We start from the raw sequence: 26,495 nt of genomic DNA on the forward strand, positions 1-26,495 counted from the left end.
TCCGGCGGAAGCTGCCGCGCACTGCGTTGTGGTGCGCAGTGAGTGCGACGCCACACGTCATAGTGGTACGCGCCGGTCGACGACGCCGGTAACCTGGAAGCTCATGCCCGATCCATCGCCTTCGATGATCGGGTCGCCCGCGGTCCTCGTAACGACCGGCGCGGCCATTCACCACAACGTTGAGGAGTTCGCAGGTGCTCACCGCGCATGACGTCGAGATTCGCGCTGGCGCCCGGACCCTTCTGGAGCACACGACATTCCGGGTAGCACCGGGGGATCGGGTGGGGCTGGTCGGTCGCAACGGTGCCGGAAAGACCACTTTGACAAAGGTGCTGGCCGGCCAGGCCGCACCCGAAGCGGGGCAGGTCACCCGCTCCGGTGAAGTCGGGTACCTACCCCAGGACCCGCGCACCGGGGATCTGTCGGTTCTGGCGCGGGACAGAATTCTGTCGGCACGCGGACTGGATGTCATCGTCCGCGACCTGCGCAAGGCCGAGATGGACATGGGATCGGATGATGAGGCGCTGAGCGAGAAGGCAATGCGTCGCTACACCCGCTTGGACCACGAATTCCAGGCCCAGGGCGGGTATGCGGCCGAATCCGAAGCGGCCTCCATCGCCTCGGCACTGGCGTTGACGGAGCGACTGCTCGATCAGCCCCTGCAGACCCTCTCCGGTGGTCAACGCCGACGCGTGGAACTGTCCCGCATCCTGTTCTCCGGCGCCGAGACGCTCCTCTTGGACGAACCGACCAACCACCTTGACGCTGATTCGATCGTCTGGTTGCGCGACTACCTGCGTTCCTACAAGGGTGGGCTGATCATCATCAGTCACGACGTCCAGATGCTCGACACCGTCGTGACGCGGGTGTTCCACCTGGACGCCAACCGCGCCGAGCTCGATCAGTACAACATGGGTTGGAAGACCTATCTGCAGCAGCGCGAGACCGACGAGCGACGTCGTCGACGCGAGCGGCAGAATGCCGAGAAGAAGGCCTCCACCCTCTTCGCGCAGGCTGACAAAATGCGCGCCAAAGCCACCAAGGCCACTGCTGCGCAGAACATGGCCAAGCGGGCCGAACGACTACTTGCGGGGCTGGAGACCGAACGCCAACAGGACCGGGTCGCCAAGCTGCGCTTCCCCAAACCGTCGCCGTGCGGGCGGACCCCGCTGATGGCCGAAGGGCTGTCCCGCTCCTACGGGTCGCTGGAGATCTTTACCGGTGTCGACCTGGCAATCGACCGCGGATCGCGCGTCGTCGTGCTCGGCCTGAACGGGGCCGGCAAGACCACCCTGCTGCGAATTCTGGCCGGGGTCGATGATCCGGACACCGGTGAAGTGCAGCCGGGGCACGGGCTGAAACTGGGCTACTACGCTCAGGAGCACGAGAACCTGGACATGGAACGCTCGGTGCTGGAGAACATGAAGTCCGCAGCCCCGGACCTCGGTGAGACCGAGACCCGCAAGGTACTCGGCTCCTTCCTGTTCTCCGGCGAGGACGTGCTCAAACCGACCAAGGTGCTGTCCGGTGGGGAGAAGACGAGGTTGTCGCTGGCGCTGCTGGTCGTCTCCTCGGCGAATGTGCTGCTGCTGGATGAGCCCACCAACAACCTCGATCCTGCCTCGCGTGAGGAGATTCTCGGTGCGTTGAAGGGGTACGAAGGCGCTGTCGTGCTGGTGTCCCACGACGAGGGCGCGGTGTCCGCACTCGAACCCGAACGCGTCCTGCTGCTGCCCGACGGTGTGGAGGACCACTGGGGTCCGGACTACCTGGACCTGGTCACCCTGGCCTAGCCCCGCCACCGGTGTCGGCATACATCGGGGTGACCACGCGTTGATCAGCCGTAAGTAGTTGGAGCGAGCGAAGGTAACTCAGACGTGGCGATGCAGGGCAACTGGATGACGATGAGGTCGCTGACCCAGGATTCGTCGATCAAGAACGCACCGCTCAAACCGGGCACGACCAAACGCGTGCTGCGCTACGCGATCCCGTTCCGTCGGCCGCTGACCGCGTTCATGGTGATCGTCGTCATCGATGCACTGACGGTGATCGCCACTCCGCTCATCCTGCGCGAGATCGTCGACAACGGAGTGCTGCAGAAGGACACCGCCCTGGTCGTCTGGCTGGCAGTGGCTGCTGCGATCGTCTCGGTCTTCGACGCAGCGCTGGGCGTCATGTCTCGGTGGTTGTCCTCCACGATCGGGGAGGGCCTGATCTATGACCTGCGCCGGGAAGTCTTCAGTCACGTCCTGCGCCAGCCCATCGCTTTCTTCACCCGTGCTCAGACCGGGGCACTGGTCACCAGACTGAACTCCGACGTGATCGGCGCGCAGACCGCGTTCACCTCGGTGATGTCCAACGTCGTCTCGAACGCCGTCAGTCTGGTTGTCATCATCATCGCGATGGGGGTGCTGTCCTGGCAGCTCACCCTGGCCGCGCTGGTCCTGGTGCCGTTCTTCCTGATACCCACCCGCATCGTCGGGCGCCGGGTGGCGGGCCTGACCCGTAATCAGATGATCGAGAACGCCGACCTCGGCGCACGGATGACCGAACGGTTCAATGTCGCGGGCGCCCTGCTGGTCAAGTTGTTCGGTCGCCCGGACACCGAGCACCGCGAGTACGCCGAACGCGCCGCCAAGGTGCGTGACTACGGCATCGCCCTCGCGCTGCAACGCAGCGTCTTCCTCGTCGGCCTGACGCTGCTGGCGTCGCTGGCAACTGCCATGGTCTACGGCATCGGGGGAGTGATGGCCGTGCGCGGCGCGCTCACGGTGGGAACGCTGCTCGCGCTCGCGGCGCTGCTCACCCGGCTCTACCTGCCGCTGACGCAACTGTCCAACGTGCGGGTGGACGTCATGGCGGCGCTGGTGTCCTTCGAGCGGGTCTTCGAGATCCTTGACCTGCACCCGATGGTGCGTGAGGCGGACAAGCCGGTCACACTTTCGGACGGACCGTTGGACGTTCGGTTCGAGGATGTCGGGTTCGCCTACCCTGACGCGGCAGCCGTATCGCTGTCCTCCCTGCAGACGGTGACGTCCGGTGACGACGGCGCCAGTGCTGCGGTACTCGACGGAATCTCGTTCACCGCTCGTCCTGGCGAGATGGTCGCGATCGTCGGGCCCTCGGGCGCGGGCAAGACCACGATCAGCGCCCTGGTCGGCCGACTGTACGACCCGACGAGCGGGGAGGTGCTGATCGGCGGGCACAACCTGACCCAGGTCGCCACCGAATCGCTGCGGGACCGGGTCGGCATGGTCACCCAGGACGCACACATGTTCCACGACACCATCGGGGCAAATCTGCGGTATGCGCGTCCGGACGCCACGGACGAAGAACTACACGACGCGCTGCGGGCCGCGAACATCTCAGATCTGGTCGACCGGTTGCCCTACGGTCTGGACACTCTGGTGGGGGACCGCGGCCACCGACTGTCCGGCGGGGAGAAGCAGCGGCTGGCGATCGCCCGACTGCTGCTGAAAGCGCCCTCGGTGGTCGTGCTGGACGAGGCGACGGCCCACCTGGACAGTGAATCCGAGGCAGCCGTCCAGCGCGCCCTGGACACCGCCCTGCAGGGCCGGACCTCGATCGTCATCGCGCACCGCCTGTCCACGGTGCGTGCCGCAGATCAGATTCTGGTGGTGGAGGCCGGTCGCATCGTGGAGCAGGGCCGCCACTCGGAACTGCTCGCAGCCCACGGTCTCTACGCCGAGCTGTACCGGACACAGTTCGCCGAAGCGGCAAGTCCTGCCTGAGTGAGCCTGCTCAGGCGTCTTCCTCGTCCCAGATGCGGACCTTTTTGGGCTTAGTGAGCCGACGCCTGTCCTCCGGTGAGAGTTCACCCGACTCCAGCAGCACATCGCGATGTTCCTGGCGCGCCCGGAACAGGACGAACATCATCCCGCCGACCATCCCGGCCCACCACTGGATCGCGTAGCTGAGGTTGATTCCGGCGTTCGTACCGGGATGAGGCTTGTCCAGCGGCGCCGGTCGTGCTGGGACGGCGCCGGCCGCGGTCCGCTCGCTACGCATCTCCACGTAGGTGTTCTCGTATGTGGCTACCCGGGTCAACGCGGTGACATCGGTGCTGTTGATCGAGTCCACCGAGCCGGAGACCCGGGCCTTGTGTCGGCTGGGTTCGGTCGGGCGCAACCAACCGGTCACGGTGGTGGTACCGGCAGGAGCCCGCGGCACGGGCGCCGAGATCGATGCACTGATCCCGTTGGCCACCCACCCACGATCGACCAAGATCGCCCCCGACCCATCGTCCGGGATGAAGGGCACCAGCACCTCCCAGCCGAAGTAGCCGGCATCGGGCCGGTTGCGGACCAGGACCGTCGCGTCGGGCAGGTAGTGCCCGGTCATCCGGACCTGAGTCCACTGCGCCAGCTTCGGCAGCGGAGCAGCGCGTCCTGGCACGACAGAAGACAGCGCGCGCGGTGTCGCGTTGTAATTCTGCGATACCTCCTGCTGGGAGTTGTGTTTGGATTCCCAACGGTGCCACTGCCAACGACCGAGGAAGAAACACCCGATGCCCCACACGAGTGCCACCAGGATCCAGGCCAGCCAGCGCCTGGTCAGTAGCAAGCGAATCACACCCTGAACGCTACCCGCCGTACTCTGGGCAGTATGACCCGCACACCTGCTTCGGACCTTCCGGCTCTCGGTGACCGCTTCGGCCGGGTCGCGGCCGATCTGCGAGTCTCTGTCACCGATCGCTGCAACCTGCGCTGTACCTACTGCATGCCGGCCGAAGGGCTGGACTGGATGGCCAAGCCGGAGATGCTGACGGACGACGAATTGGTGCGGCTGGTGGGGATCTTCGTCGGCCTGGGAGTGCGCCAGGTGCGCTTCACCGGCGGCGAGCCAATGCTGCGACGCTCACTGGTCGACGTCGTGCGCCGGGTCGGGCAACTGCCGAATGCGCCGCGGATGGCTATGACCACCAACGGGATCGGCCTTGACCGACTCGCGCAACCACTGGCCGATGCGGGCCTGAATCGCGTCAATGTCTCGCTGGATTCCGCATCGCCGGAACGCTTCAAAGAGTTGACACGCCGAGACCGCTTCCATGACGTCGAGCGCGGGCTGAAGGCGGCCGCCGATGCGGGCCTGGCACCGGTGAAGGTCAACGCGGTGGCTATGCACAGCGACGCCGAGAGTCCCGCAGATCTGCTCGCCTGGTGCCTGGACCGCGGGTACCAGTTGCGCTTCATCGAGCAGATGCCGTTGGACGCAGGTCATGTCTGGGACCGCTCCACGATGATGACCGGCGCACAGCTGCATACCGCGATCGAGGAACGCTTCACGCTGACTGCATTACCCGCAGACGCCAGGGGCAGCGCGCCGGCAGAGGAGTTCCTGGTCGACGGCGGACCCGCCACGGTCGGCTTGATCGCCAGTGTGAGTGCGCCGTTCTGCGGAGCGTGCGACCGGGTTCGGCTGACTGCCGACGGGCAGGTCCGTAACTGTCTGTTCGCCCGCAGCGAAGGTGATCTACGCGGGCCGATGAGGGCTGGAGCCACCGATGAGGAGTTGACGAGCATCATCAGTTCAACGATGTGGGCGAAGGCTGCAGGTCACGGAATCGACGGGCCCGGCTTCGTACAGCCGGATCGACCGATGTCGTCCATCGGCGGCTGACCGGCGGTCCGACGCGCTCGACTCAGATTAGATGCGCTCGACTCAGAGGTCGTCGACCGGGATGACATCCTTGAGAAAGCCGCGGAGCGTGAGAAATGAGCTGAGCGATTCTCGATGTTCACCGCAGGCCAACCAGATCTTGCGCCGCTCGGGAGTGTGCAGGGCTGGATTGTTCCACCGCACCGCCCATTGAGCCTGCGCGCGACAGGACTTCGCGCTGCAGATCCGTTCGGGACTTTCGTCCGGACGATCGCCCAGATTTTCTAGGAATCCCACTACGGCGTGGGGTGGCCCGGCTGCAGAATCTTGATCTGGTCTTCGGGTCGCACGACTCCGAGGACATCGATCCGCTTGCTGTTCGACGCGTTCGCAATGACCACTGCGATATACGGCAGGATCACGGCGAGCACGATGAAAATCCACCGCAGTGGTCCGGTGAAGACGACCGCGAGAACAAAGCAGACCGTACGGAAAGTCATCGATATCAGGTACTTACGCATCCGGTCACTCTGGTCGCCCTTGGCCGAAGCTGGCAGGTTGGTGGCAGATCCAACGGGAGGTAGTTCCTTGCGGTAAGCCATGTGAATAGTGTATGTGCCGCCCCTGAGAAGCCTGTAGGCACCGTCCCTGCGAGCGATCGGGTAGCCGGCAGATCATCGGCTGGACGACCGCAGCGGACTACCGCCCGCTACCGGGCGGTAGTCCGATAGCGTCGCTTCTCGAATCTATGAGGGAGATCCATGAGCCAACCCCGCAACGTCCTGGTGACCGGTGGCAACCGCGGCATCGGAGCTGCCATTGCTGTGGCGTTCCTGCAAGCCGGTGATCACGTCGTGGTGACCTCCCGTAACGGAGAGGCACCCGAGGGTGCACATGCAGTGGCCTGCGACGTGACAAGTTCCGAACAGGTCGACGCCGCGTTCACCCAGGCCGAAGAACTGCTCGGAGGACCGATCGAAGTTGTCGTGGCGAACGCGGGCATCACCCGCGACACGCTGCTGATGAGGATGAGTGACGAGGACTTTCAACAGGTCCTCGATACCAACCTGACGGGTGCGTTCCGTTGCGCGCGGCGCGCAAGCAAAGGAATGCTCAAGCTTCGGCGGGGCCGCATCATTTTCGTATCCAGCGTGGTCGGGCTGTACGGCGCGCCGGGGCAGGCCAACTACGCCGCGTCGAAGGCCGGTCTGGTCGGCCTCGCCCGCTCCATCACCCGGGAGCTGGGTAAACGGGGCATCACCGCGAACGTCGTAGCGCCCGGTTTCGTCGAGACCGACATGACGCGCGCACTGCCGCAGAAGCAACAGGCGGAATACCTCGGGGTCATTCCAGCCGGCCGGTTCGCCCAGGCGCAGGAAATTGCACAGGTGGTGCGCTTCGTCGCGAGTGATGAGGCGGCGTACATCAGCGGCGCGGTCATCCCGGTCGATGGTGGCCTCGGAATGGGTCACTGAGCTCCAGCAGGGGATCCGAACAACAGGCCGATCGGAACAACCGCCCCATCCGCGAAACATCGAGAGGACGCCATGGGATTACTCGAAGGTAAGACACTGCTGGTTACCGGAGTGCTGATGGATTCATCCATCGCATTCCACGTGGCCCGCCTGGCACAACAGGAAGGTGCAGAGGTGGTCCTGACCTCCTTCGGACGGACCATGAAGATCACCCGAACCATCTCCCGGCGACTGCCCACAACACCGCAGATCGTGGAACTGGATGTCACCAACGCCGATGACCTGGCCAGCCTTTCCGACCGGCTCAGCGAGCATGTGGACGGGCTTGACGGGGTGCTGCACTCGATCGGATTCGCGCCACCGGGCGCGTTCGATTTCATGGGCGGCACCTGGGAGGATGCCAGCGTCGCGCTGCACGCGTCGGCGTACTCGCTCAAATCCCTCGCGGTCGCCGCGTTGCCGCTGATGCGCGAACGGTCGGCACTGGTCGGTTTGACCTTCGACGCACAGTTCGCCTGGCCGGTCTACGACTGGATGGGGGTCGCGAAGGCCGCGTTCGAATCCACCAACCGTTACCTCGCGCGCGACCTCGGCCCCAGGGGAGTGCGCTGCAACCTGGTGGCAGCCGGGCCGATCCGTACCACCGCCGCAAAGTCGATCCCCGGCTTCGAGACCTTCGAGAACACCTGGGGTAAGCGGGCACCGCTGGGCTGGGATGTCCGTGACGCGGAGCCGGCGGCGCGGGCCTGCGTGGCCCTGATGTCGGACTGGTTCCCCGCAACCACAGGCGAGATCGTGCACGTCGACGGTGGCGTACACGCGATGGGGCAGTAGGGCTTTAGGCTTTCGCACGTGCCCACCGTGACAACTCGACCCGACGCTTCGGTCACTCACATCCGGGTGCTGCAGGGGCCCAATCTGTACTTCACCAAACCCGCGGTCATGCTCACCCTTGAGGTGCCGGGTTATCTCGGGGCTGAGCACGAGGTGCTTGCGGCGCTCGCGGTCCGTCTCGGAGTTCGGCGCGGCGATCCCGGCCTTGCCGATACCGAGACGCGGCAGCGTTTTGTGCTGCGGTTGCTCGAGAGGTGCGTGCGTGCGGTCGGAGCCGGTGTGGGAACTGCCCGGCTCGGTGTCCGGGCCCGGCCCGGTGGTGAACTCTCGCACGCGGTGGTCGCTGTAGTAGTGCGGAACCGCGGTCGGGCAGAAGCGCTGGGCGACGTCTTCGGCCCGCTGCTGACCCGGCTGCTGGACGGCGAGGACGTCGAACAGGCAGTCGCGCACGCGGCCGGTGTCGTGCGCTCGGCTGCGACCGGTGAACCACTGCGACCGCTGCGCCCGAAAATTCCTACGATCTGCGTGACCGGCACCAACGGCAAAACCACGACGACCCGGTTGTTGGCGCATCTCGCGATGACCGCCGGGCGTCGCACGGGGTGGAGCTCGACGGACGGGGTCCTGATCGACGGTGAGCTGATGGAGGGCGGGGACTACTCCGGCCCTGCGGGCGCGCGCACGGTGCTGAGTGACAAGAGCGTTCAGGTCGCGGTCCTGGAGACAGCACGCGGCGGGATGTTGCTCAAGGGCCTGGGTACGGCCTACAACGACGTCAGCGTGGTGACCAACGTCAGCGCGGACCACCTCGGCTCCAACGGCATCGACACCCTGGATCAACTCGCTGAGGTCAAGGCGATCATCACCCGTGTCACCAGGCCGAACGGCTGGGTCGTGCTGAACGGTGAGGATCCCCGGGTGTGGGCGATGCACTCCACCGCCAGTGGCCGGCCGTGGTGTTTCGCGCTGTCACCGGATGCCCCGGCACTGCGGGAGGCGCTGGGTGCAGGCGGTCGCGGAATCACCGTGCTGGACGGCTATCTCACCGTCTTGACGTCCGGTGACTCGCCGCAGTGCCTGCTACCCGTGCTCGATGTGCCGGTGACGCTGAGCGGGCTGTCCGAACACAACATCGCCAATGCTCTCGCTGCGGCGGCGGCCGCGCTGGCCATCGGTCTGCCGGTGGAAGCCGTTGTGCAGGGACTACGCACCTTCCGGCCCGATGTGGAACACAACGCGGGCCGGATGAACATCTACACGGTGCCTCTCGCGGTGGGCGAAGCCAGCGTCATTATCGACATGGCTCACAACGAGGCCGGTCTGGAGGCACTGCTGAGGGTGGCGCGGGGATTGACACCGCCAGGTTCCCGCGTGCTGCTGGGCCTGGGTACCGGGGGTGACCGCACCGACGAGATACTGGTCAATCTCGGCGAGATGGCGGGGCTGGCCGCTGATCGCGTACACATCCAACACAAAGAGCACTACCTGCGCGGACGCACCATGCAGGATTTGGAGGAACGGTTCCGGGAGGGTCTGGGGCGCGTCGGGGTGAGTGCGCTCAGTTCCTCAGAGACCGAATTGGATGGCCTACGCGCCCTGCTCGAGGACGCCCGCGACGGTGACGTACTGGCCGAGATGGTGCACGCGGACCGAGCCCAACTGCATCGGTGGTTGCTCGAGCACGGCGGGCGGATCGACGATGCTGCAGCGATCCGGCGTAAGGCAGCAGTGGCGATCGGACAACACGAGGCGCAGGACCGCATCGACGCGCTCTGGGAGCTGAGTGATGACAATCGTCGGATCGCGGACGCCGAGGCACTGAGACGGCAGTATCCGCACGACGCCCGGGTGATCTACGAACTGGCCGGCGCCTACGACACCGCAGGTGAGGAGTTGGCGGCGCTCACCCGCTACGACGAAGCGCTCGACGGGCGGCTACGCGAACCCTTCCGGCACCGGGCGATGATTCAGAAGGGTTCCACGCTGCGGCATCTGAGACGATTCGAGGAATCGCTCGCCGTGTTCGACGAGTTGCTCGCGGACTGGCCCGATTCTCCTGCGGTCGTGGCGTTTCGGGCCTTTACCCTGCATGACATGGGCCGCGACGCAGACGCTCTGCGCGAGGCGCTGGCGTTGCTGATCGAGTCCGCAGCGGATCCGGACGTGCACCGGTACGCGGGCGCGCTCAGGCGCTTCACCGCCGCCATCGAAAGGTAGGAAAACCGCCGAGGGGTGCAGGTACATTTCCACCCTTCGACGGCATCTCCACCTCTCGATGGAAGCAGGGGTCAGGGTGCCTGCGGTTCGATGGCCTCGCGACGCTCGGCTTCCTGTTCGGCGTAGGTGCTCTGCGCATCGTCGGCCAACTGCTGCGGGTCCAGATCCGGATCCCCGGGCTGCGACTCATCCGTACGGGAACCGGGGTTGGCCTGGTGGGTGAAGTCTTCCAGTTCTGCGAGCACTGCGGCATGCTGGTCGACGCAGAGCATCACCAGGTCGCCGGCGTTGGCCAACAGCACCGCGTGACGCACCGCCTGCGATTCGTTCGTGACGGTGGTGACCTGTCGACAGCGAGCACCCTGGTCCATGGCCCGTCGTGCGCCGCGGACCACCAGTTCGGCTGCTTCACCCGGAGCCCGCCGTCGGAGGTTCTCATCCTCACGCACCACCATGACGTCGAAGTGCTGAGCAGCGATCTCGCCCAATGCCTCGATGTCCTCGTTGCGTCGGTCACCGGCTGCACCGATCATCCCGATGCGGGAGATGCGGTGATCCAGCGCCTTCTGCCGTTGCTCGACGTACCCGTCGACGAATTCGCCCAGTTTCTCCATCCCGGGCGGGTTGTGGCAGTAGTCGACGAACACCTCGGCGCTGTTGACCTCCAGCCGGTTCAACCGTCCGGGGGACAGATAGTAGGACGTGGTGTAGGTCCGCAAACCCTGGCGGATGTCGTGCAGCGGAGCACCGGCGGCGAAGGCGGCGCCGGCGGCTGCGAGCGCATTGGCGACGTTCATCCGGGCAGTGCCCCCGAAGGTGGAGGGCAGCAGGTGGGTCCAGGCCAGCGGCATCCGGCGCCGCCCCTGACGCAGCACGATCATCTCGCCGCGTTCGCTCTGCTCCAACAGCACAGCGCGGGCGCCGCGCCGGCACTGCTCCTCGACGAATTGCCCGATCTGGCTGTCCGGAGCCTGCATCGAGAACCACACGACGGTGCCGGAGCATTTGCGACGCATCGCGCGTACATGCGGGTCGTCGGCGTTGAGTACCGCGAACCCGTTGCGGGGAACGGCCTCGACGATGACGGCCTTGACCGCTGCAAGCTGCTCCAGGGTGTCGACGCCGCGAAGGCCGAGGTGGTCGGCAGCGATGTTGGTGACGACCGCGATGTCGTTGCGGTCATAACCCAGACCTTCGCGCAGGATGCCACCGCGGGCCACTTCCAGCACCGCGAAATCGACCCGCGGGTTCTGCAGCACCATCCGGGCGGACCTCGGCCCGGACGCATCTGCCCGGATCACCAGACGCTCGTCGATGACGATGCCGTCGGTGGACGTCATCCCGACCTTGCGCCCCAGGCCCTTCATGATGTGGGCGAGCATCCGGGACGTGGTGGTCTTGCCGTTGGTGCCGGTGACGGCGACGATGGGCACCCGCGACGGCGCGCCCGGTGGAAAGAGCAGGTCGACCACCGGTTTGGCGATGAACTGAGGTTCGCCGACGGTCGGGTGGGTGTGCATCCGGAAACCGGGCGCCGCGTTGACTTCGCAGATGGCGCCGCCCGTCTCGCGCACCGGCGCGGTGATGTCGGGGCAGATGAAGTCGATGCCCGCGACGTCCAGGCCGATCAGCTGCGCAGCTTCCTCGGCGATCTCGATGTTGTCCGGGTGGGCATCGAAGGTCCGGTCCACGGAGATCCCACCCGTCGACATATTGCCGGTCAGGGCCAGCTTCACGAGCTGATCGGCTGCTGGCACGCTCTCCCACTCCTGCCCCTGCGAGCGGACCAGCTCCAGCGCGCCGTCATCCATCTTGATCCGGGTCAGGACGTTCTCATGGCCTACTCCGCGCCGCGGGTCGGCGTTGGTGATCTCCACCAGTTCGCGCACTGTGTGCTCACCGTCACCAATGACATGGGCTGGGACCCGCTCGGCGATCGCCGCCATCCGACCACCGATGATCAGGCACCGGTAGTCCTTGCCGGTGATGTGCGACTCGACCTGCACAATGCCGCGTCGCGTCTGTTCCTCGGCGATCGGGAAGGCTGCGCGTACCTCGTCCTCGGACCGTAGATTGAGCACCACCCCGCGTCCGTGGTTACCGTCCAACGGCTTGACGACGACCGGGAATCCGATCTCGGTCGCAGCCTGCGCGGCGCCGTCAGCGGTGCGTACCGTCTGCGATCTGGGGACCGGTAGACCGGCCGAGCCGAGCAACGCGTTGGTCAGACTCTTGTCACCGGCGATGTCCACCGCCAGAGCCGAGGTGCGCGAGGTCATCGTCGCCCTGATGCGCTGAGCGTGCACGCCTTGACCCAGCTGAACCAGTGACGCCTGATTGAGGCGGGTCCACGGAATGTCCCTGCTGACGGCCTCTTCGATGATCGCATTGGTCGAGGGTCCGAACGCCGTCCGGCCCGAGGCAACCAGGAAAGCCTCCAACTCGGCCGGAAAATCGAAGTCCGGCTCCGCCTGGACGAGGTGATTGACAAGCCTGATCGCGAGCTGCCCGGCCGCCAGCGCGACACGCTCGTCCAGATACCCGAAGATGACGTTGTAACGACCGGGTACTGACCGGTCCGCTCGGGTCTTACCGCGTCGTAGATCGTGACCGGCCTGCTGCTGCAACTGCAGTGCAACGTGCTCGGCGACGTGGCCCACCCAGGTGCCCTCACGCAGCCGCTCGATGAAGCCGCCGTGATGTCCACGCGAACAGGTGTGCCCCTCCAGACCGGGCAGGAAGTGCAACAGGCCGTCGGTGAAACCGGGGAGCAGGTCCGTGGGGTACTGCTCGAGCACTCCGAGATCGACAACCAGGTGAACAGCCTTGTCGTAGGACCAGATGTTGGGTCCGCGGTAGACGCGCGCGGACACCGTCCTCAGCTCGGGGGCGGCGGGTTCGGTGGGTGTGGCGCGCTCAGTGGACACGGCTGAACCTCCTGGTCGTTGGGGTGGGTGGCGTCAGGGGCGAGTGGGGTTAGTGCCTCAGCATGGTCAGTGCCTTCGCATGGTCAGTGCCTTAGTGCCGCGGCAGCAGTCGCCGTGTCGTGCCGATCGCGACTGGATGAGACCGAGAGATCGGCGTGTTTCTCCACGAATTCGGTGAGCGTTGCACTCGGGAGGTCGAAGGTGGCACCGAAGGGCAAGGTATGCACCACGGCGCCGGTAACCAGCAGGGGAGCATCACGACGGGCCTCATGAGCGTCGGTCACGGCGTTACGGGCGTCGATGACGAACACCGCACCTGACCCAACCACGCGGAGCGTCCGACCGTCGGTGATCTCGGCTGCGGTGTCCTCGTCGATGCCCATGCCGAGCAGGCTCGGTGAGCCGGCCACCAGGGACAACAGCCTTCCGTACCGCGCGCGCTGGTCGAAGTGCTGGTCCACGATGACGCCCGGCAGCAGCCCCAGCCCGGCGGTGAGTTGGCTGGACCGCTGGCGGGGGGTGACACCTTCGTCGCCCATCGAGATCATGAACTGACTCATGATCGAAGCACCTGCAGAGGTACCCGCGACCACGGCGCCACGCTCATAGGCGCGTACCAATGCTGCGCCGAGTGGCGTACCGACGATCAGCTGGCTGAGTTTGAGTTGGTTACCTCCGGACAGGAAGATCCCGGTCGCCTCATCGACATGGGCAACCAGCTCTTCGTCCGCGCTGGCGCGACGGTCCTTGGGATCGACCGACACGATGCCTGCACACCCGAGGCGCTCGAACACGGTGGAGTACACCTCGACGACCTCGTCAGGCACCGATGAAGCGGTCGGTATGACGACCAACCGAGCCTTGCGTCCTCCCGCAAGCCGGACGAACCGTCGCAGGATGGTGACGCGACCCACCTTGTCCTCCGCGCCTCCGATGATAAGCAACGAGCGCGGGGGTGCATCAGACATCAAGAGGGCCTCGAGAAAGAACCTTCATCGGGGCCCCCGCGAAGTATCGGAGCGCAGCGGAGAACTTCGTGGGGTTTTCAGCCATGGCGCGAGTCTAAGGAGTCGGCGTGATCGAGAGAATCGGGCGCATCGAGCAAGTCGGCGTCCTCGACCTCCTCGCGCGAGATACCCAGCAGATACAGAACCGCGTCGAGGTAGGGCACGCTGACCGACGCGTGGGCTTCGGCGCGCACCAACGGTTTCGCATTGAAGGCGATGCCCAGGCCCGCGATGGCCAGCATGTCCAGGTCATTCGCCCCGTCACCGACCGCGACAGTGCGCGACAGTGGCAACCCTTCCTGGTCGGCGAAACGGCGTAATGCGCGGGCTTTCTCAGCGCGATCAACCACAGCTCCGCTGACGCGACCGGTCAACCGGCCGTCCCGGATCTCCAACGCATTGGCGTGCGCGTGATGAATACCGAGTTCGGCAGCCAGCGGGCCGACGATCTCGATGAACCCGCCGGACACGACTGCCACGGTGAATCCGAGCCGCCGCACCGTGCGCACGAGGGTGGCTGCCCCTGGGGTGAGGCGGACCGCGCGGCGCACATCGTCCAGCACCGACTCGGGCAGCCCGGCGAGGGTGGCCACTCGTTCGTGCAGGCTCTGCGCAAAATCCAACTCTCCGGCCATGGCCCGCTCGGTGATCTCGTGGACCTGCGCCTCAACGCCTGCGTGCCGGGCGAGCAGTTCGATCACCTCGTCCTGGATCAGGGTCGAATCGACGTCCATCACGAGCAGCCGTCGACCCCGTCGCTCCAGCCCGCCCGGTGCCACGGCGACGTCCACCGAATGGGTTGCCGCCAGCTTGGCCAGCATCGGTCCCAGGACGGTCACGTCGGCGCCGGACACATCGATCTCCAGTCCGGTGACCGGCATGCTGACCAACCGACGAACCCGGTCCATCCGCGCGCCGTGCGCAGTGATCGCCGAGGTGATCGCACCGAGAGCCGTGGCGTGTAGCGGAGCACCGATGACGACGACCGACACCCGACCGGCCCGGTGCGGCTGCGACAACCCGTCGTCCGAAGGGGACTCGACGTGCACCTGGAGGCTGTGTCGATCGGCGACAGCCTCGACCGCGGACTGCAGTCGGTCCTGTCCGCAGCGCAATGTGGTGGTGACGGACAGGGTCAGCCATCCATGCACCGCACCCTGCGCAAGATCGATCACGTCCTCGTCGAGCTTTGCCACGACCGCCACCAGATCTGCTGTGCAGCTGGGGGAGTCCTGGCCGATCAGGACGAACCGCAGGGCGCTGGCAGCCGGCTGTGCGGTCGTCGCGATGTCGGGCGCGGTCTGCTCGCTCACGCCTGCAGGACGGTGCCCTTACCGACCACCACGAGCCCGCTGTCAGTGACGGTCAGGCCGCGCCTACGGTCCTCGTCGTGATCGACCCCGATGCTGACGCCGTCAGGGACCTCAACGTCCTTGTCGATGATGGCGCGGTGGATCGTGCAGTTGCGTCCGACCTTGACGTTGTCCAACAGCACGGAGTCCTCGATGCGTCCGAAGCTGTGCACATGCACGTTGGGTGACAGGACGGAGCGCTCGACCCTGGAGCCGCTGACAATGCAGCCCGGCGACACCATCGAGTCGACGGCAGTGCCCTGCCGGTCTGCCGAACCATGGACGAACTTGGCCGGCGGATAGCTGCCGGAGTCAGTGAGGATCGGCCATTCGTAGTTGTAGATGTTGAAGATCGGCAGGATCGAGACCATGTCCATGTGGGCTTCGAAGTAGGAGTCCATCGTCCCGACGTCGCGCCAGTACCCGCGGTCGCGGTCCGTGGCTCCGGGGATGACATTGTTCTTGAAGTCATAGGCGTAGGCCTCGCCGCGGCTGACGAAGTCAGGGACGATGTCACCACCCATGTCGTTCTTGCTCCCCTCGCGGTCGCCATCGCGAATCACGGCGTCCACGAGCGCATCGGTGGTGAAGACGTAGTTGCCCATCGACGCGAGGATCTCCTTCGGGCTGTCCTGCAGCGGCTCGGGATCGCTCGGCTTCTCCAGGAATGCCGCAATGCGGTCGCTGCCCTTCTCCAGCTCGATGACGCCGAACTGGTCGGACTGCTCGATCGGCTGGCGGATCGCAGCGACCGAGCACTTTGCGCCCGACTCGATGTGCTGGGCGACCATCTGGGAAAAGTCCATCCGGTAGACGTGGTCGGCGCCCACCACGACGACATAGTCCGGCTTCTCGTCGTAGATCAGGTTCAGGCTCTGGTGGATCGCATCCGCCGATCCGGCAAACCACTGCTTGCCCATCCGCTGTTGGGCGGGAACGGGGGCGACGTAGTTGCCGAGCAAGGTCGACATCCGCCACGACTTGCTGATGTGACGGTCCAGGCTGTGCGACTTGTACTGGGTCAGCACGACCATCTTGAGATAACCGCTGTTCGCGAGATTCGACAGCGCGAAATCGATGAGGCGGTAGATCCCACCGAAGGGAACTGCCGGCTTGGCCCGGTCAGCAGTCAGCGGCATCAGCCGCTTGCCCTCCCCGCCGGCCAACACGATCGCGAGAACTTTAGGACCACCTGTGGCAACCATGGCCCAAACCATAGGCCCATGGAGGTCCGATCGGCAGGTCTGCTCACCGAGCCGTGCGTGAACCACTCAGAGGGACTAGCGTCCCGGGAATGCGCGTCGATCTGCTGACCAAGGAATACCCGCCGAACATCTACGGAGGCGCGGGGGTGCACGTCGCCGAGCTGGTGAAGTCCCTGCGGGCCTCAGGCATCCTGACGAGGGTGCGCGCGTTCGGCGCCCCGGTCGATGAACCGGACACGACCGGCTATCCGAACCTTCCCGAGCTCGCCGACGCGAACGCCACCCTGCAGACACTCGGGGTCGACCTCACGATGAGCGCGGACTGCGTCGGAGCCGACGTCGTGCACTCCCACACCTGGTACGCGAACATGGCCGGCCACCTCGCATCGTTGCTGCACGGGATTCCGCACGTCATCACCGCTCACTCGCTGGAGCCGATGCGGCCGTGGAAGGCCGAGCAGCTGGGCGGTGGGTACCGCGTATCGTCCTATGTCGAGCGCACCGCCTACGAGAACGCTGCCGCCGTCATCGCCGTCTCGCATGGCATGCGGGCGGACGTCCTGCGTAGTTACCCCGCCCTCGACCCGGCGCGGGTACACGTCGTGCACAACGGGATCGACTCGCGACTGTGGGCGCGCGACCAGTCGGAGCAGGCTCTGGAAATCGCCCGCAGGCACGGGATGGACCCCAGCAGGCCGTCGGTCGTGTTCGTCGGGCGGATCACCCGGCAGAAGGGTCTGCCCTACCTGCTCCGCGCGGCCGCGCAGCTGCCGCCGGACGTCCAGCTGGTGCTCTGTGCTGGTGCGCCCGACACCCCTGAGATTCTCGCGGAAGTGCAGGCGCTGGTGGCCGGCCTGCAGGAGTCGCGTGGCGGTGTCGTGTGGATCGACGAGATGCTGCCACGTCAGGAGGTTGTCGCACTCCTGTCGGCCGCGACGGTATTCATCTGCCCGTCCGTCTACGAACCGCTCGGAATCGTCAACCTCGAGGCGATGGCCTGCGAAGCCGCTGTTGTGGGCACCGCTACCGGCGGTATCCCCGAAGTTGTAGCTGACGGTGAGACCGGCTGGCTGGTGCCCATCGATCAGGTCGAGGACGGCACCGGTACACCGAAGGATCCTGATCTGTTCGTGGCGGACCTCGCCCGGGTGATGACCGACGCGGTCTCGGACCCGCAGCGGGCGCGGGCGCGCGGCCGGGCCGGCCGCGAGCGGGCTATCCGCGAGTTCGGCTGGGACGCCATCGCCGAGCAGACCCAGGCTGTATACGACCAGGTACACCGGGAGTGGGCGGCCCGGTAGTGCGGTGCGCTCAGATGTAGGGCACACCTGTGCATAACCCCATGAGGAAGCCGTGCCACCGGGCACGCTGTGGCGATGGCGGATCATCTCAGGCTTCGCGCAGCCATGATCGAGCGCGGCGGGGTCGCACGGTGGGCGGACCTGAAGGCCGCTGTAGGTCGTCGCAGCATCGAGGCGGGCTGCCGTGATGAAGTGGTCGTGCGAATCGGGTACGCCACCTACGTCTCGCCGGGTCTCGATCAGCATGCTGCGCTTCGGGCCCAGACCGGGGGAGTGCTCAGTCATCTCAGTGCCGCAGTCCTGCACGGCTGGTCACTCAAGCATCAGCCGATGTCCGCCTTCATCACCCTCAGGCCGAATGCCCGCAGACCCAGCACCAAGGGAACACAACCTCGTTTCTTCTTTCGCCATGTGGGGATTGAGCAATGTGCCGACGGCGTGACCGAGCCGATCCGCACGGTGCTCGACTGCGCTCGCGACCTGGACTTTGGCGATGCCCTCGCTGTGGCCGACTCGGCGTTGCGGGCGAACGCGGTGACATCACCGGAATTGCTCGAGGTTGACGGGCTGTGCGTGCACCCGCAGTTCAGTATCGAGACGCCGTCCCAGTGGGCTCGCGTCGATCTCGCTGATCCGGCGTTGAGGATTGTGATCGAGGCCGAGGGCTACGAAACACACGGCACAAGAGGTGGGTTCGACAACGACTGTGCTCGCTACACGGCCTTGACGGCTGACGGGTGGTTGGTCTTGCGGTTCACCTGGACTCAGGTGATGCACCGCCCGACGTGGGTCGCTGAGCAGTTGGTTCGCGTGCGGGACCTACGGATGAACGGGTCCCGGCATGAAAACGAGCCTGGCGGAAGGAACGGATGCTGAATAGTGGCCTCTCACCGGGATGCCGACCCACCGCTCCTTCCGCTGGGCTCGGCAGGCAGTCTGCAGCCGTTGCCACCGGGTCAGCGGGCGGGGCGCAGTCCGCCGAGCGCCAGCGCGCACGACGTGGTGGCCTGCGCGAGTGCACGATCGGCGCCGGCACGCAGGCGCAGCAGCAACGCGTGCCGCTCACCGAGGTCATGGACGCCGACGGCAGGGGATTCCTCCAAGGCGATGTCGACCGCGGCACCGATCGATCCGGCCAGCACCAGGATGCGATGCGCCCGCCCAGGTAGACCCGGCGGCAGGCCCCACTCCCGGTCCCGCACCCGGGAGTCGACCTGAGCTCGCGCTGTCGAACCGGCCCACGGGCTGACGTCCAGCGTCTCGAACGCATGGGTTGCCGCACGCACCAGGTCAGCGAGATCACGTTCGATCTGAGATTCCTGCAGGCTCTCCAACTGGTGGACGGGCGTCGGTTCGCAGTCGAATGCCGCCCAGGTGACCCGGGTGCCGGTATCGCCGTCCGGCCCGTAGGTCTCGATCGTGGGCACCAGCGCGCCGCCCAAGGCGGGTACGTAGACGCACTCGCCGACCTCTGCCGCAGCGCCGGTGAACGCGAAGTCCCCTCGCGGCATGCCGGTGAGATCACCGGGTCGAGGCAGGGCACATCCCAGTACCCGCTCGCCGAGGTCCTGCCAGAGGGCCAACCGATCCAGGTCGCCGCCTACGTGGTCGATGTCCGGCATCGAGCGACCGACGGCGTCTTCGAGGTCGAGGTGACCGGCCCATGCTGCGGTCACCCAGAGACTCAGACGCGTGGAGGCCGGGAGTGTTGACACGCCGAACATCGTAGGTCGCCTAGGGTCGGTAGCCATGAGCGATGTGCTGGCCCTGGCTGAAGTAAGCGTGGTCCGCTCGGGCAAGAAGTTGTTGGACCGGGTGAACTGGGAGGTCGAAGAAGGGGAGCGATGGGTCGTACTCGGGCCCAACGGCGCCGGAAAGACGACCCTGCTGCAGATTGCCGCCGGCCGCATGCACCCGAGCAGCGGCGTCGCCGGGGTCCTGTCAGAGGTGTTGGGAGCAGTGGACGTCTTCGAGTTACGCCCGCGCATCGGACTGGCGTCGGCTTCGATCGCCGACCGCATCCCGCCTGCTGAGGTCGTACGCGACGTCGTGGTCACAGCTTCCTACGGGATCGTCGGCCGCTGGCGCGAGTCCTACGACGAACTCGATCACGGTCGCGCCACCGAACTGCTGGGCCTGCTCGGTGCGGGTCATCTGGTCGACCGTCGCTACGGAACGTTGTCCGAAGGCGAACGCAAGCGCGTGCAGATCGCCCGGGCGTTGATGACCGACCCCGAGCTGCTCCTGTTGGACGAGCCGGCGGCCGGGCTGGATCTGGGCGGCAGGGAAGACCTGATCGGTCGCATGTCAGCGCTCGCGCAGGACACCGAGGCTCCGGCGATGGTGCTGGTGACCCACCACGTCGAGGAGATCCCCCCCGGTTTCACCGACGTCCTGATGCTGCGGGAGGGCGCCGTCGTGGCCGCCGGACCCATCGAGACGACGCTGACCGCCGAGAACCTCACCGCCACCTTCGGCCTGAAGCTGGCTCTGGACCGCCACGGCGACCGGTGGTCGGCGCGCGCGACCTCCTGAGGGCACCTACCTAGGTCATTATCGGGTTGTTCTCATAGGGTGCGTCAGTGCCCCTCAGTCATGCCATCTTGATTCTGCTCGCCGGGATGGCTGCGGGCACCATCAACACCGTCGTCGGTTCCGGCACTCTCGTGTCCTTTCCGACCCTGCTCGCCTTTGGAGTGCCGAGCGTGTCGGCGAACGTCTCCAACACGATCGGTCTGGTAGCGGGTGGGCTCTCCGGGACCTACGGCTACCGCAAGGAACTACGCGGCCTGAAGACGCTGTTACGTCGACTTGCGCCGATGTCGTTCTTCGGAGGATTGACCGGCGCCATTCTGCTGATCGTGCTACCGCCGGGCGTTTTCAAAACGGTTGTCCCGGTCTTGATCCTGATCGGTGTGCTGCTGGTCGTTCTCGGACCGTGGCTGAGTCGAAAGCTTCAATCCGCGCCTGCCCACGTCAGTGCCGACACCGGAGCTCGACGTATCGCGTTGTTGGGCGGGGTGTACGCAACGGGTGTCTACGGCGGCTACTTCGGGGCTGCTCAGGGTGTCATCCTGATCGGCATCCTGAGTGCGCTGATGACCGAGTCGCTGCAGCAACTGAACGGCGTCAAGAACGTGCTGGGAACCATCGTCAACGGTGTTGCAGCCATTACGTTCCTGATCATCGCGTGGCACGACGTCGACTGGGCCGCGGCAGGACTGATCGCGGTGGGCTCGTTGATCGGTGGCCTGATCGGTGCCCGGGTGGGCCGTTCGCTGCCTCCGATGGCGCTGCGTGCCTTCATTGTCGTCATCGGTGTGGTCGCCATCGTCAACCTGCTGCGATGAGCGCTGAGATACCCGGGCACGTCACCGTCATCGATGACCCGTCCGACCCTCGGGTACGCGACTACTTCTCCTTGACGGATGTCGCGTTGCGCAAACTGCTGGAGGTGGACGGGGGGCTCTACCTGGCGGAGAGTGAGAAGGTCATCCGGCGCGCACTCGCCGCGGGTCACCGGCCACGATCCTTCCTGATGAGCCGCCGCTGGTTGACCGACCTGTCCGACCTGATCGAAGAGGCGGGCCGGGGCGGTGTGCCCGTCTATATCGCCGATACCGACGTCATCGAGGCGATGATCGGCTTCAACCTGCATCGCGGTGCACTCGCGGCGATGCACCGACCGGCCCCGGTGGCCCATCGCGACCTGCTCGTTGACGCCCGACGCGTCCTGGTGATCGAAGACGTGGTCGATCACACCAACGTCGGCGCGATCTTCCGCTCGGCGGCAGGCCTCGGAGTCGACGCGGTACTGGTGACCCCTCGGTGCGCCGACCCGTTGTACCGGCGCAGTGTGCGGGTATCGATGGGCACAGTGTTCCAGGTGCCGTGGACCCGGATCGAGCCCTGGCCGACGGCACTGGACGAACTACGTCGACAGGGCTGGTTCGTGGCTGCGCTGGCCCTCGGGCACGGTTCGATCGACCTCGACGAGCTGGCTGCGCAGCTGCCCGAGAAACTCGTGCTGGTCGTCGGTACCGAGGGCGACGGTCTGTCGGCGCGGACGCTGGCGTACAGCGACGCAACGGTGCAGATCCCGATGTCAGGAGATGTCGATTCGTTGAATGTCGCCGCTGCCGCTGCAGTGGCGATGTGGGCCACCCGCCGGCCTGCCTGATCATTCACCACCTTCAGATGGTGCTCGGAGCTGACTATCGGAAGTGCTTCATCAGCAGTTCATAGGAGCGCTGACGCTGCGCCGGGTCATGAACGTTCGTGGTCACCATCAACTCGTCCGCCCCACACCTGGTGGCCCGGGCCCGTAGACCGTCGGCGACCTGATCGCCGGTGCCGATGGTGGTGAACCGGGTCATCCGGTCGGCCATGGTCTCCTCCGCCACCGTCCAGTGGTGATCGGCAGCCTCCTTCGGAGACGGGAACGGGCCGGGCCGGTTCTGGCGTAACCGGATCAACGCCAGCGCGGCGGCGCGGCCGTGAGCGTCGGCGGCAGTCTGGTCGTCGGCCACGATCGCCCCTACGGCGAGCATCGAATGCGGTCGGGTCAGCGCACCCGGCCGGCCACTGGGCTGGAACCCGTCGCGATACGCGGACATCGCCTCACTGGGGTCTGCCTCACCGAAGTGGCCCGCGAAGGCGAACGCAGTGCCGAACGCAGCAGCAGCCTGTGCGCCGTACATGCTGGACCCCAGAATCCATACCGGTGGCAACGGCACGTCGGCGGGCTGCGCACTGATCGGCTCGAACGGGTGCCCTTCGGGGAAGCCGTCGACGTAGGCCAGCAACTCGGCATACTGCTGCGGGAAGTCATCTGCTGCCAACGCCTCCCGGCTGCGACGCAAGGCGTAGGCCGTGAGCTGATCGGTACCGGGCGCCCGCCCGATACCGAGGTCGATGCGCCCGGGATGCAATGCTTCCAGCACCCGGAACTGCTCAGCCACCTGCAGCGGCGAGTGGTTGGGCAGCATGATCCCGCCGGCGCCCACCCTGATCCGATCGGTCTGAGCGGCGACAGTCGCGATCATCACCACCGGAGCGCTACTCGTGACGCTCGGCAGGTTGTGGTGCTCGGCAACCCAGAACCGCTCGTATCCCAGGCGTTCGGCGGTCTGCGCGAGGCGAACTGTCTCGCGGAGCGCATCGGCGCCGGTGCGACCGGAACTCACCGGAGACAGATCCAGCACGGACAGGGCGATGTCACTACTACTCATAGTTTGTCGAACATCTTCGGGAAGCCGCTCATTCCATCCCCTACATGCTCGTTAGGCTCCCACCATGCAACTGAAAGACGCCTCGACCGTCATGACCGCCCCCATCGTCGCCACCGGCCTGGTCGGCGGCTACGTCGCCGCCCGCGAGACCGGTATCCGCCCGCTCGGAGGCATCCTCCTCGCCGCGGCCGGAGGTTACGCAGCGCGCACGTGGGTCACCAGGTCCGGCCCTGCGACGGCTGCCGGCCTGGGTGCCATCTACGTGCTCTCGTTCGGCGCCTCGCATCCGCTCGCCAAGAAAGTCGGTGCGTGGCCGGCCGTGCTGGGAGCGGCAGCAGTCAGCGCCGCAAGCGCCTGGGCCTTGTCCGATCGCAGTTAGTCTGACCGGATGGAACCCGTCTACCGACCGATCGTCGCGGCAGCGCGGACGCTGTTCTGGCTGCAGGGTAACGACATCACCCGGATCGGCGCGGACAACATTCCCACTACGGGCGGCGCGGTCATCACGCTGAACCACATCGGATACCTCGACTTCGCCTACGCAGGGATACCTGCCCACGACGTGCACCGGCTGGTCCGGTTCATGGCCAAGAAAGAGGTCTTCGATCACAAGGTGAGCGGTCCTCTGATGCGCGGTATGAAGCACATCCCGGTCGATCGGGAGGCGGGCGCGACCGCGTTCCGGGAAGCCGTCAAAGCACTGCGGGCCGGTGAGTTGATCGGGGTGTTCCCCGAAGCGACCATTTCCCGGTCGTTCGAGTTGAAAGAGTTCAAATCCGGCGCGGCGCGGATGGCGCAGGCCGCCCGGGTACCGGTTATTCCGATGGTGCTCTGGGGCACCCAGCGGACCTGGACCAAAGACCACCCGAAGGCTGTCGGTAAACGGCGTCACGTACCGATCGTCATCAGCGTGGGCACTCCGATCGAGGTGCCACGGGGCACGAATGTCGAAGAGACATCGGTACGCGTCAAGTCGGTGATGGACACGATGTTGCGCGAAGTGCAGGAGTCCTACCCGGCGATGTCCGGCGAAGATCTCGTTTTTCTGCCCGCCCGGCTGGGTGGCAGCGCCCCGACCCTGGAGCGCGCCAAGGAACTGGACGAACGCGAACGGGCCGACCGACTGGCCAGAAAAAGGGCCAGAGCAGCCGCGAAATCTGGCAGGTCCTGAGCACTTGTCAGAGGTCGGGGGCACAATCCGAACCGTGACCCCAGAACCCGCCACCGCGCTCGATCCAGATATCCGTGACGTAGCAGTCGAGGTGCTGACGGCGCTGGCCGGCCCGAACGCGCAGCTGCGGGAGGGTCAGGGGGAGGCGCTGGACGCACTGACCCGGCCCGGCGCTCGTGTGCTGGTCGTGCAGGCCACCGGCTGGGGCAAGTCCGCGGTGTACTGGATAGCCACTGCCTGGAGCCGCCGTGTCGGTCGTGGTCCGACGCTGGTGGTGTCGCCGTTGCTGTCGTTGATGCGCGACCAGGTCGCTGCGGCATCGCGAGCGGGTCTGCGGGCCGCGACCATCAACAGCTCCAACATCGAGCAGTGGAGCTCCATCGAGCAGCAGCTGGGTGCCGACGAGCTCGACTTGATCCTGGTCTCGCCGGAGCGGTTGGCCAACCCGGGTTTCGGCGCCCGGGTGATGCAGTCACTGGCCGGGCGTCTCGGGCTGGTCGTCATCGACGAAGCCCACTCGGTGTCGGACTGGGGACACGACTTCCGACCCGACTACCGGCGGGTTGCCGACATCCTGCAGCGGGTTCATCCCGACCTTCCCGTGCTGGCGACCACGGCGACGGCCAACTCTCGCGTGGTGCAGGACCTCGCGACCCAGTTCGGCGCCGGGACCACGGTCCTACGGGGACCGCTGGCCCGCTCCAGCCTCGAGCTCGCCGTCTTACCCAGCATGGCACCCCTGCAGCGCTACGCGTGGGTGGTGGACCATCTGCCGCGGCTGCCCGGGTCCGGCATCATCTACACCCTCACGGTCGCTGACGCCGAGCGGCTCACGCAGGCGCTGCGCACGCGGTACGCCGACCGAGACGATCTCATCGTCGCGGCCTACACCGGCGCGCTGGAGGCCGGTGAGCGGGAGCGGCTGGAAGATGCCTTACGTGCAGGGCAGGTCAAGGCGCTGGTGGCGACCTCTGCACTCGGGATGGGTTACGACAAGCCGGATCTCGGTTTTGTGGTGCATGTGGGTGCGCCGCCTTCTCCGGTGTCCTACTACCAGCAGGTGGGTCGTGCGGGTCGCGCCATTGAGCACGCCCCGGTCGCATTGCTGCCATCGGCCGGTGACGAGTCGGTCTGGGAGTATTTCGCGACGGCGACGATCCCGCGCGAGCCGGACGTCCGCCAGCTGCTTGCGGCGTTGCGCGAGGCTTCCTCGCCTCGGTCCGTGCCCGCTTTGGAGGCGGAGACGGGCCTTCGACGCGGCAAGATCGAACTGTTGTTGAAACAGCTCGCCGTCGACGAAGTGGTCAGTCGTGGCACCGACGGGTGGAGCGCCACCGGCAAGGACTGGACCTTCGATGCAGCGCATTACGAGGGCGTCCTGGCCGGTCGTCGGCGGGAGGCCGACATCATGCGTTCCTACATCGCCGGCGAGCAGTGCCTGATGGCGCTGCTGCAGGAGTCGCTGGACGACCCGGCGGCGCAACCGTGCGGACGGTGTTCGGTGTGTACAGGGCGGCTGCCACAGGGATGGGTCGAGCAGGCGGAACCGGGCACCGTGCGGGATCTCGCCGTGGTGCTGCGGGCGGACCAGCAACTGCTGGAGCCTCGGAAGATGTGGCCGGGTGGCGCCTTCGGAGCGCGGGGCCGGATCCCGCCGGCACTCGGCGCAGCAGTCGGCCGGGTGCTGGTGCATGCTGACGCAGCGGAGTGGGGCGACCTGATCGCCGGACCGCTACGCCACGACGCTGTTGCCCCGCCGGAGTTGCGGGACGCGGCCATCGCGGTCCTTTCCGGTTGGAAGGGTGACTGGTCGCGCCGTCCCGACGTCATCGTGGGTGCCCCGGTGGCTGGGCATCCTGAGCTGACCGCCTCACTCGCAACAGAGCTCGCCGCCGTGGGCCGGATGGAGTATCTGCACTGGAGCGTCCCGTGCCCCGACGTCAAGGACCTGACATCACCGGACGAAGCGGCGGCATGGCGAACAGCGTTCGCCGCAGGCCCGCCGCCGGCCGTCGACGGGCGCACCGTGCTGCTCGTCGTCGATGCCTCCCGGTCCGGCTGGGCCGTCACTGTCGCCGCGGCGACTCTGCGCGAGGCCGGCGCAGCCGCAGTACTGCCGCTCCTTATCCACCGCACCGTATGAGCCCCGGCTGACG

Annotated in this window: 22 protein-coding genes; 14 read left to right on the forward strand and 8 right to left on the reverse strand. The window is 66.3% G+C overall.

What is annotated here, in order from left to right:
- The first annotated feature begins 194 nt into the window (after positions 1–194).
- Both V3G39_11225 and V3G39_11230 read left to right on the forward strand, forming a co-directional pair.
- Complete coding sequence (locus V3G39_11225; protein ID XAS75236.1) at positions 195–1,793, forward strand: ABC-F family ATP-binding cassette domain-containing protein; 1,599 nt, start codon at positions 195–197, stop codon at positions 1,791–1,793.
- A gap of 90 nt (positions 1,794–1,883) precedes the next feature.
- Positions 1,884–3,752, forward strand: a complete 1,869-nt coding sequence (locus V3G39_11230) for an ABC transporter ATP-binding protein (GenBank protein ID XAS78225.1) — start codon at positions 1,884–1,886, stop codon at positions 3,750–3,752.
- Between the two features lie 10 nt (positions 3,753–3,762).
- Here the strand turns inward: V3G39_11230 and V3G39_11235 are convergent, their stop codons facing one another.
- Complete coding sequence (locus tag V3G39_11235; GenBank protein ID XAS75237.1) at positions 3,763–4,593, reverse strand: SURF1 family protein; 831 nt, start codon at positions 4,591–4,593, stop codon at positions 3,763–3,765.
- 33 nt (positions 4,594–4,626) lie between these two features.
- Between V3G39_11235 and moaA the strand changes: the two genes are divergently transcribed.
- Positions 4,627–5,640, forward strand: a complete 1,014-nt coding sequence (moaA, locus tag V3G39_11240; protein XAS75238.1) for a GTP 3',8-cyclase MoaA — start codon at positions 4,627–4,629, stop codon at positions 5,638–5,640.
- A 275-nt stretch (positions 5,641–5,915) separates the two neighbouring features.
- On the opposite strand, the gene V3G39_11245 is transcribed toward moaA, so the two are convergent.
- A complete protein-coding gene (locus tag V3G39_11245) occupies positions 5,916–6,221 on the reverse strand; it encodes a DUF3099 domain-containing protein (protein ID XAS75239.1) in 306 nt (101 codons plus the stop codon).
- A gap of 159 nt (positions 6,222–6,380) precedes the next feature.
- Between V3G39_11245 and V3G39_11250 the strand changes: the two genes are divergently transcribed.
- The 3 genes from V3G39_11250 (at position 6,381) to V3G39_11260 (ending at position 10,145) form a co-directional block, all read left to right on the forward strand.
- Positions 6,381–7,094: a beta-ketoacyl-ACP reductase gene (locus V3G39_11250; protein XAS75240.1), complete on the forward strand. Its 714-nt coding sequence runs from the start codon at positions 6,381–6,383 to the stop codon at positions 7,092–7,094.
- Positions 7,095–7,166: 72 nt separating this feature from the next.
- Positions 7,167–7,928: an enoyl-ACP reductase FabI gene (gene fabI / locus V3G39_11255; GenBank protein ID XAS75241.1), complete on the forward strand. Its 762-nt coding sequence runs from the start codon at positions 7,167–7,169 to the stop codon at positions 7,926–7,928.
- A gap of 18 nt (positions 7,929–7,946) precedes the next feature.
- The gene (locus V3G39_11260; protein XAS75242.1) at positions 7,947–10,145 is read left to right on the forward strand and encodes a tetratricopeptide repeat protein; all 2,199 of its coding nucleotides are present in this window, start codon (positions 7,947–7,949) and stop codon (positions 10,143–10,145) included.
- Between the two features lie 71 nt (positions 10,146–10,216).
- On the opposite strand, the gene cphA is transcribed toward V3G39_11260, so the two are convergent.
- The 4 genes from cphA to glgC form a co-directional block, all read right to left on the reverse strand.
- The gene (gene cphA / locus V3G39_11265) at positions 10,217–13,072 is read right to left on the reverse strand and encodes a cyanophycin synthetase (GenBank protein ID XAS75243.1); all 2,856 of its coding nucleotides are present in this window, start codon (positions 13,070–13,072) and stop codon (positions 10,217–10,219) included.
- Positions 13,073–13,155: 83 nt separating this feature from the next.
- Positions 13,156–14,040: a cyanophycinase gene (locus tag V3G39_11270; protein XAS75244.1), complete on the reverse strand. Its 885-nt coding sequence runs from the start codon at positions 14,038–14,040 to the stop codon at positions 13,156–13,158.
- A gap of 77 nt (positions 14,041–14,117) precedes the next feature.
- The gene (serB, locus tag V3G39_11275) at positions 14,118–15,392 is read right to left on the reverse strand and encodes a phosphoserine phosphatase SerB (GenBank protein ID XAS75245.1); all 1,275 of its coding nucleotides are present in this window, start codon (positions 15,390–15,392) and stop codon (positions 14,118–14,120) included.
- Positions 15,389–16,636: a glucose-1-phosphate adenylyltransferase gene (gene glgC / locus V3G39_11280; protein ID XAS75246.1), complete on the reverse strand. Its 1,248-nt coding sequence runs from the start codon at positions 16,634–16,636 to the stop codon at positions 15,389–15,391. The genes serB and glgC overlap by 4 nt, the downstream gene beginning before the upstream one ends.
- 89 nt (positions 16,637–16,725) lie before the next feature.
- On the opposite strand from glgC, the gene glgA reads away from it, so the two are divergent.
- Positions 16,726–17,937, forward strand: coding sequence for a glycogen synthase (gene glgA / locus V3G39_11285; GenBank protein ID XAS75247.1), 1,212 nt, complete (start codon positions 16,726–16,728; stop codon positions 17,935–17,937).
- Positions 17,938–18,012: 75 nt separating this feature from the next.
- Entirely contained in the window at positions 18,013–18,813 is an 801-nt protein-coding gene (locus V3G39_11290; protein XAS75248.1) for a DUF559 domain-containing protein, read from the forward strand.
- A gap of 80 nt (positions 18,814–18,893) precedes the next feature.
- Here the strand turns inward: V3G39_11290 and V3G39_11295 are convergent, their stop codons facing one another.
- Positions 18,894–19,652 carry a hypothetical protein gene (locus V3G39_11295; protein XAS75249.1) on the reverse strand — a complete coding sequence of 253 codons (759 nt, stop codon included), beginning with the start codon at positions 19,650–19,652 and terminating at the stop codon, positions 18,894–18,896.
- 34 nt (positions 19,653–19,686) lie between these two features.
- Between V3G39_11295 and V3G39_11300 the strand changes: the two genes are divergently transcribed.
- Genes V3G39_11300 through V3G39_11310 form a run of 3 tightly spaced genes read left to right on the forward strand, consistent with a single transcriptional unit; the run spans position 19,687 to position 22,117 of the window.
- Positions 19,687–20,472 carry an ABC transporter ATP-binding protein gene (locus V3G39_11300; GenBank protein ID XAS75250.1) on the forward strand — a complete coding sequence of 262 codons (786 nt, stop codon included), beginning with the start codon at positions 19,687–19,689 and terminating at the stop codon, positions 20,470–20,472.
- A 47-nt stretch (positions 20,473–20,519) separates the two neighbouring features.
- Positions 20,520–21,287 (forward strand): sulfite exporter TauE/SafE family protein, encoded by a 768-nt coding sequence (locus tag V3G39_11305; protein ID XAS75251.1) that lies wholly within the window; start codon positions 20,520–20,522, stop codon positions 21,285–21,287.
- Positions 21,284–22,117: an RNA methyltransferase gene (locus V3G39_11310; GenBank protein XAS75252.1), complete on the forward strand. Its 834-nt coding sequence runs from the start codon at positions 21,284–21,286 to the stop codon at positions 22,115–22,117. Before V3G39_11305 ends, V3G39_11310 begins: the two co-directional genes overlap by 4 nt.
- A gap of 34 nt (positions 22,118–22,151) precedes the next feature.
- Here the strand turns inward: V3G39_11310 and V3G39_11315 are convergent, their stop codons facing one another.
- The gene (locus V3G39_11315; GenBank protein ID XAS75253.1) at positions 22,152–23,168 is read right to left on the reverse strand and encodes an LLM class flavin-dependent oxidoreductase; all 1,017 of its coding nucleotides are present in this window, start codon (positions 23,166–23,168) and stop codon (positions 22,152–22,154) included.
- A 64-nt stretch (positions 23,169–23,232) separates the two neighbouring features.
- On the opposite strand from V3G39_11315, the gene V3G39_11320 reads away from it, so the two are divergent.
- The 3 genes from V3G39_11320 to V3G39_11330 are packed head-to-tail and all read left to right on the forward strand — an operon-like array spanning position 23,233 to position 26,482.
- Positions 23,233–23,547, forward strand: coding sequence for a hypothetical protein (locus V3G39_11320; GenBank protein XAS75254.1), 315 nt, complete (start codon positions 23,233–23,235; stop codon positions 23,545–23,547).
- Positions 23,548–23,556: 9 nt separating this feature from the next.
- Positions 23,557–24,339, forward strand: a complete 783-nt coding sequence (locus V3G39_11325; GenBank protein ID XAS75255.1) for a lysophospholipid acyltransferase family protein — start codon at positions 23,557–23,559, stop codon at positions 24,337–24,339.
- A gap of 34 nt (positions 24,340–24,373) precedes the next feature.
- Positions 24,374–26,482, forward strand: coding sequence for a DEAD/DEAH box helicase (locus V3G39_11330; GenBank protein XAS75256.1), 2,109 nt, complete (start codon positions 24,374–24,376; stop codon positions 26,480–26,482).
- Positions 26,483–26,495 lie beyond the last annotated feature (13 nt).

The sequence above is a fragment of the Dermatophilaceae bacterium Sec6.4 genome (assembly GCA_039636865.1).
Taxonomy (GTDB): Bacteria; Actinomycetota; Actinomycetes; order Actinomycetales; family Dermatophilaceae; genus Allobranchiibius.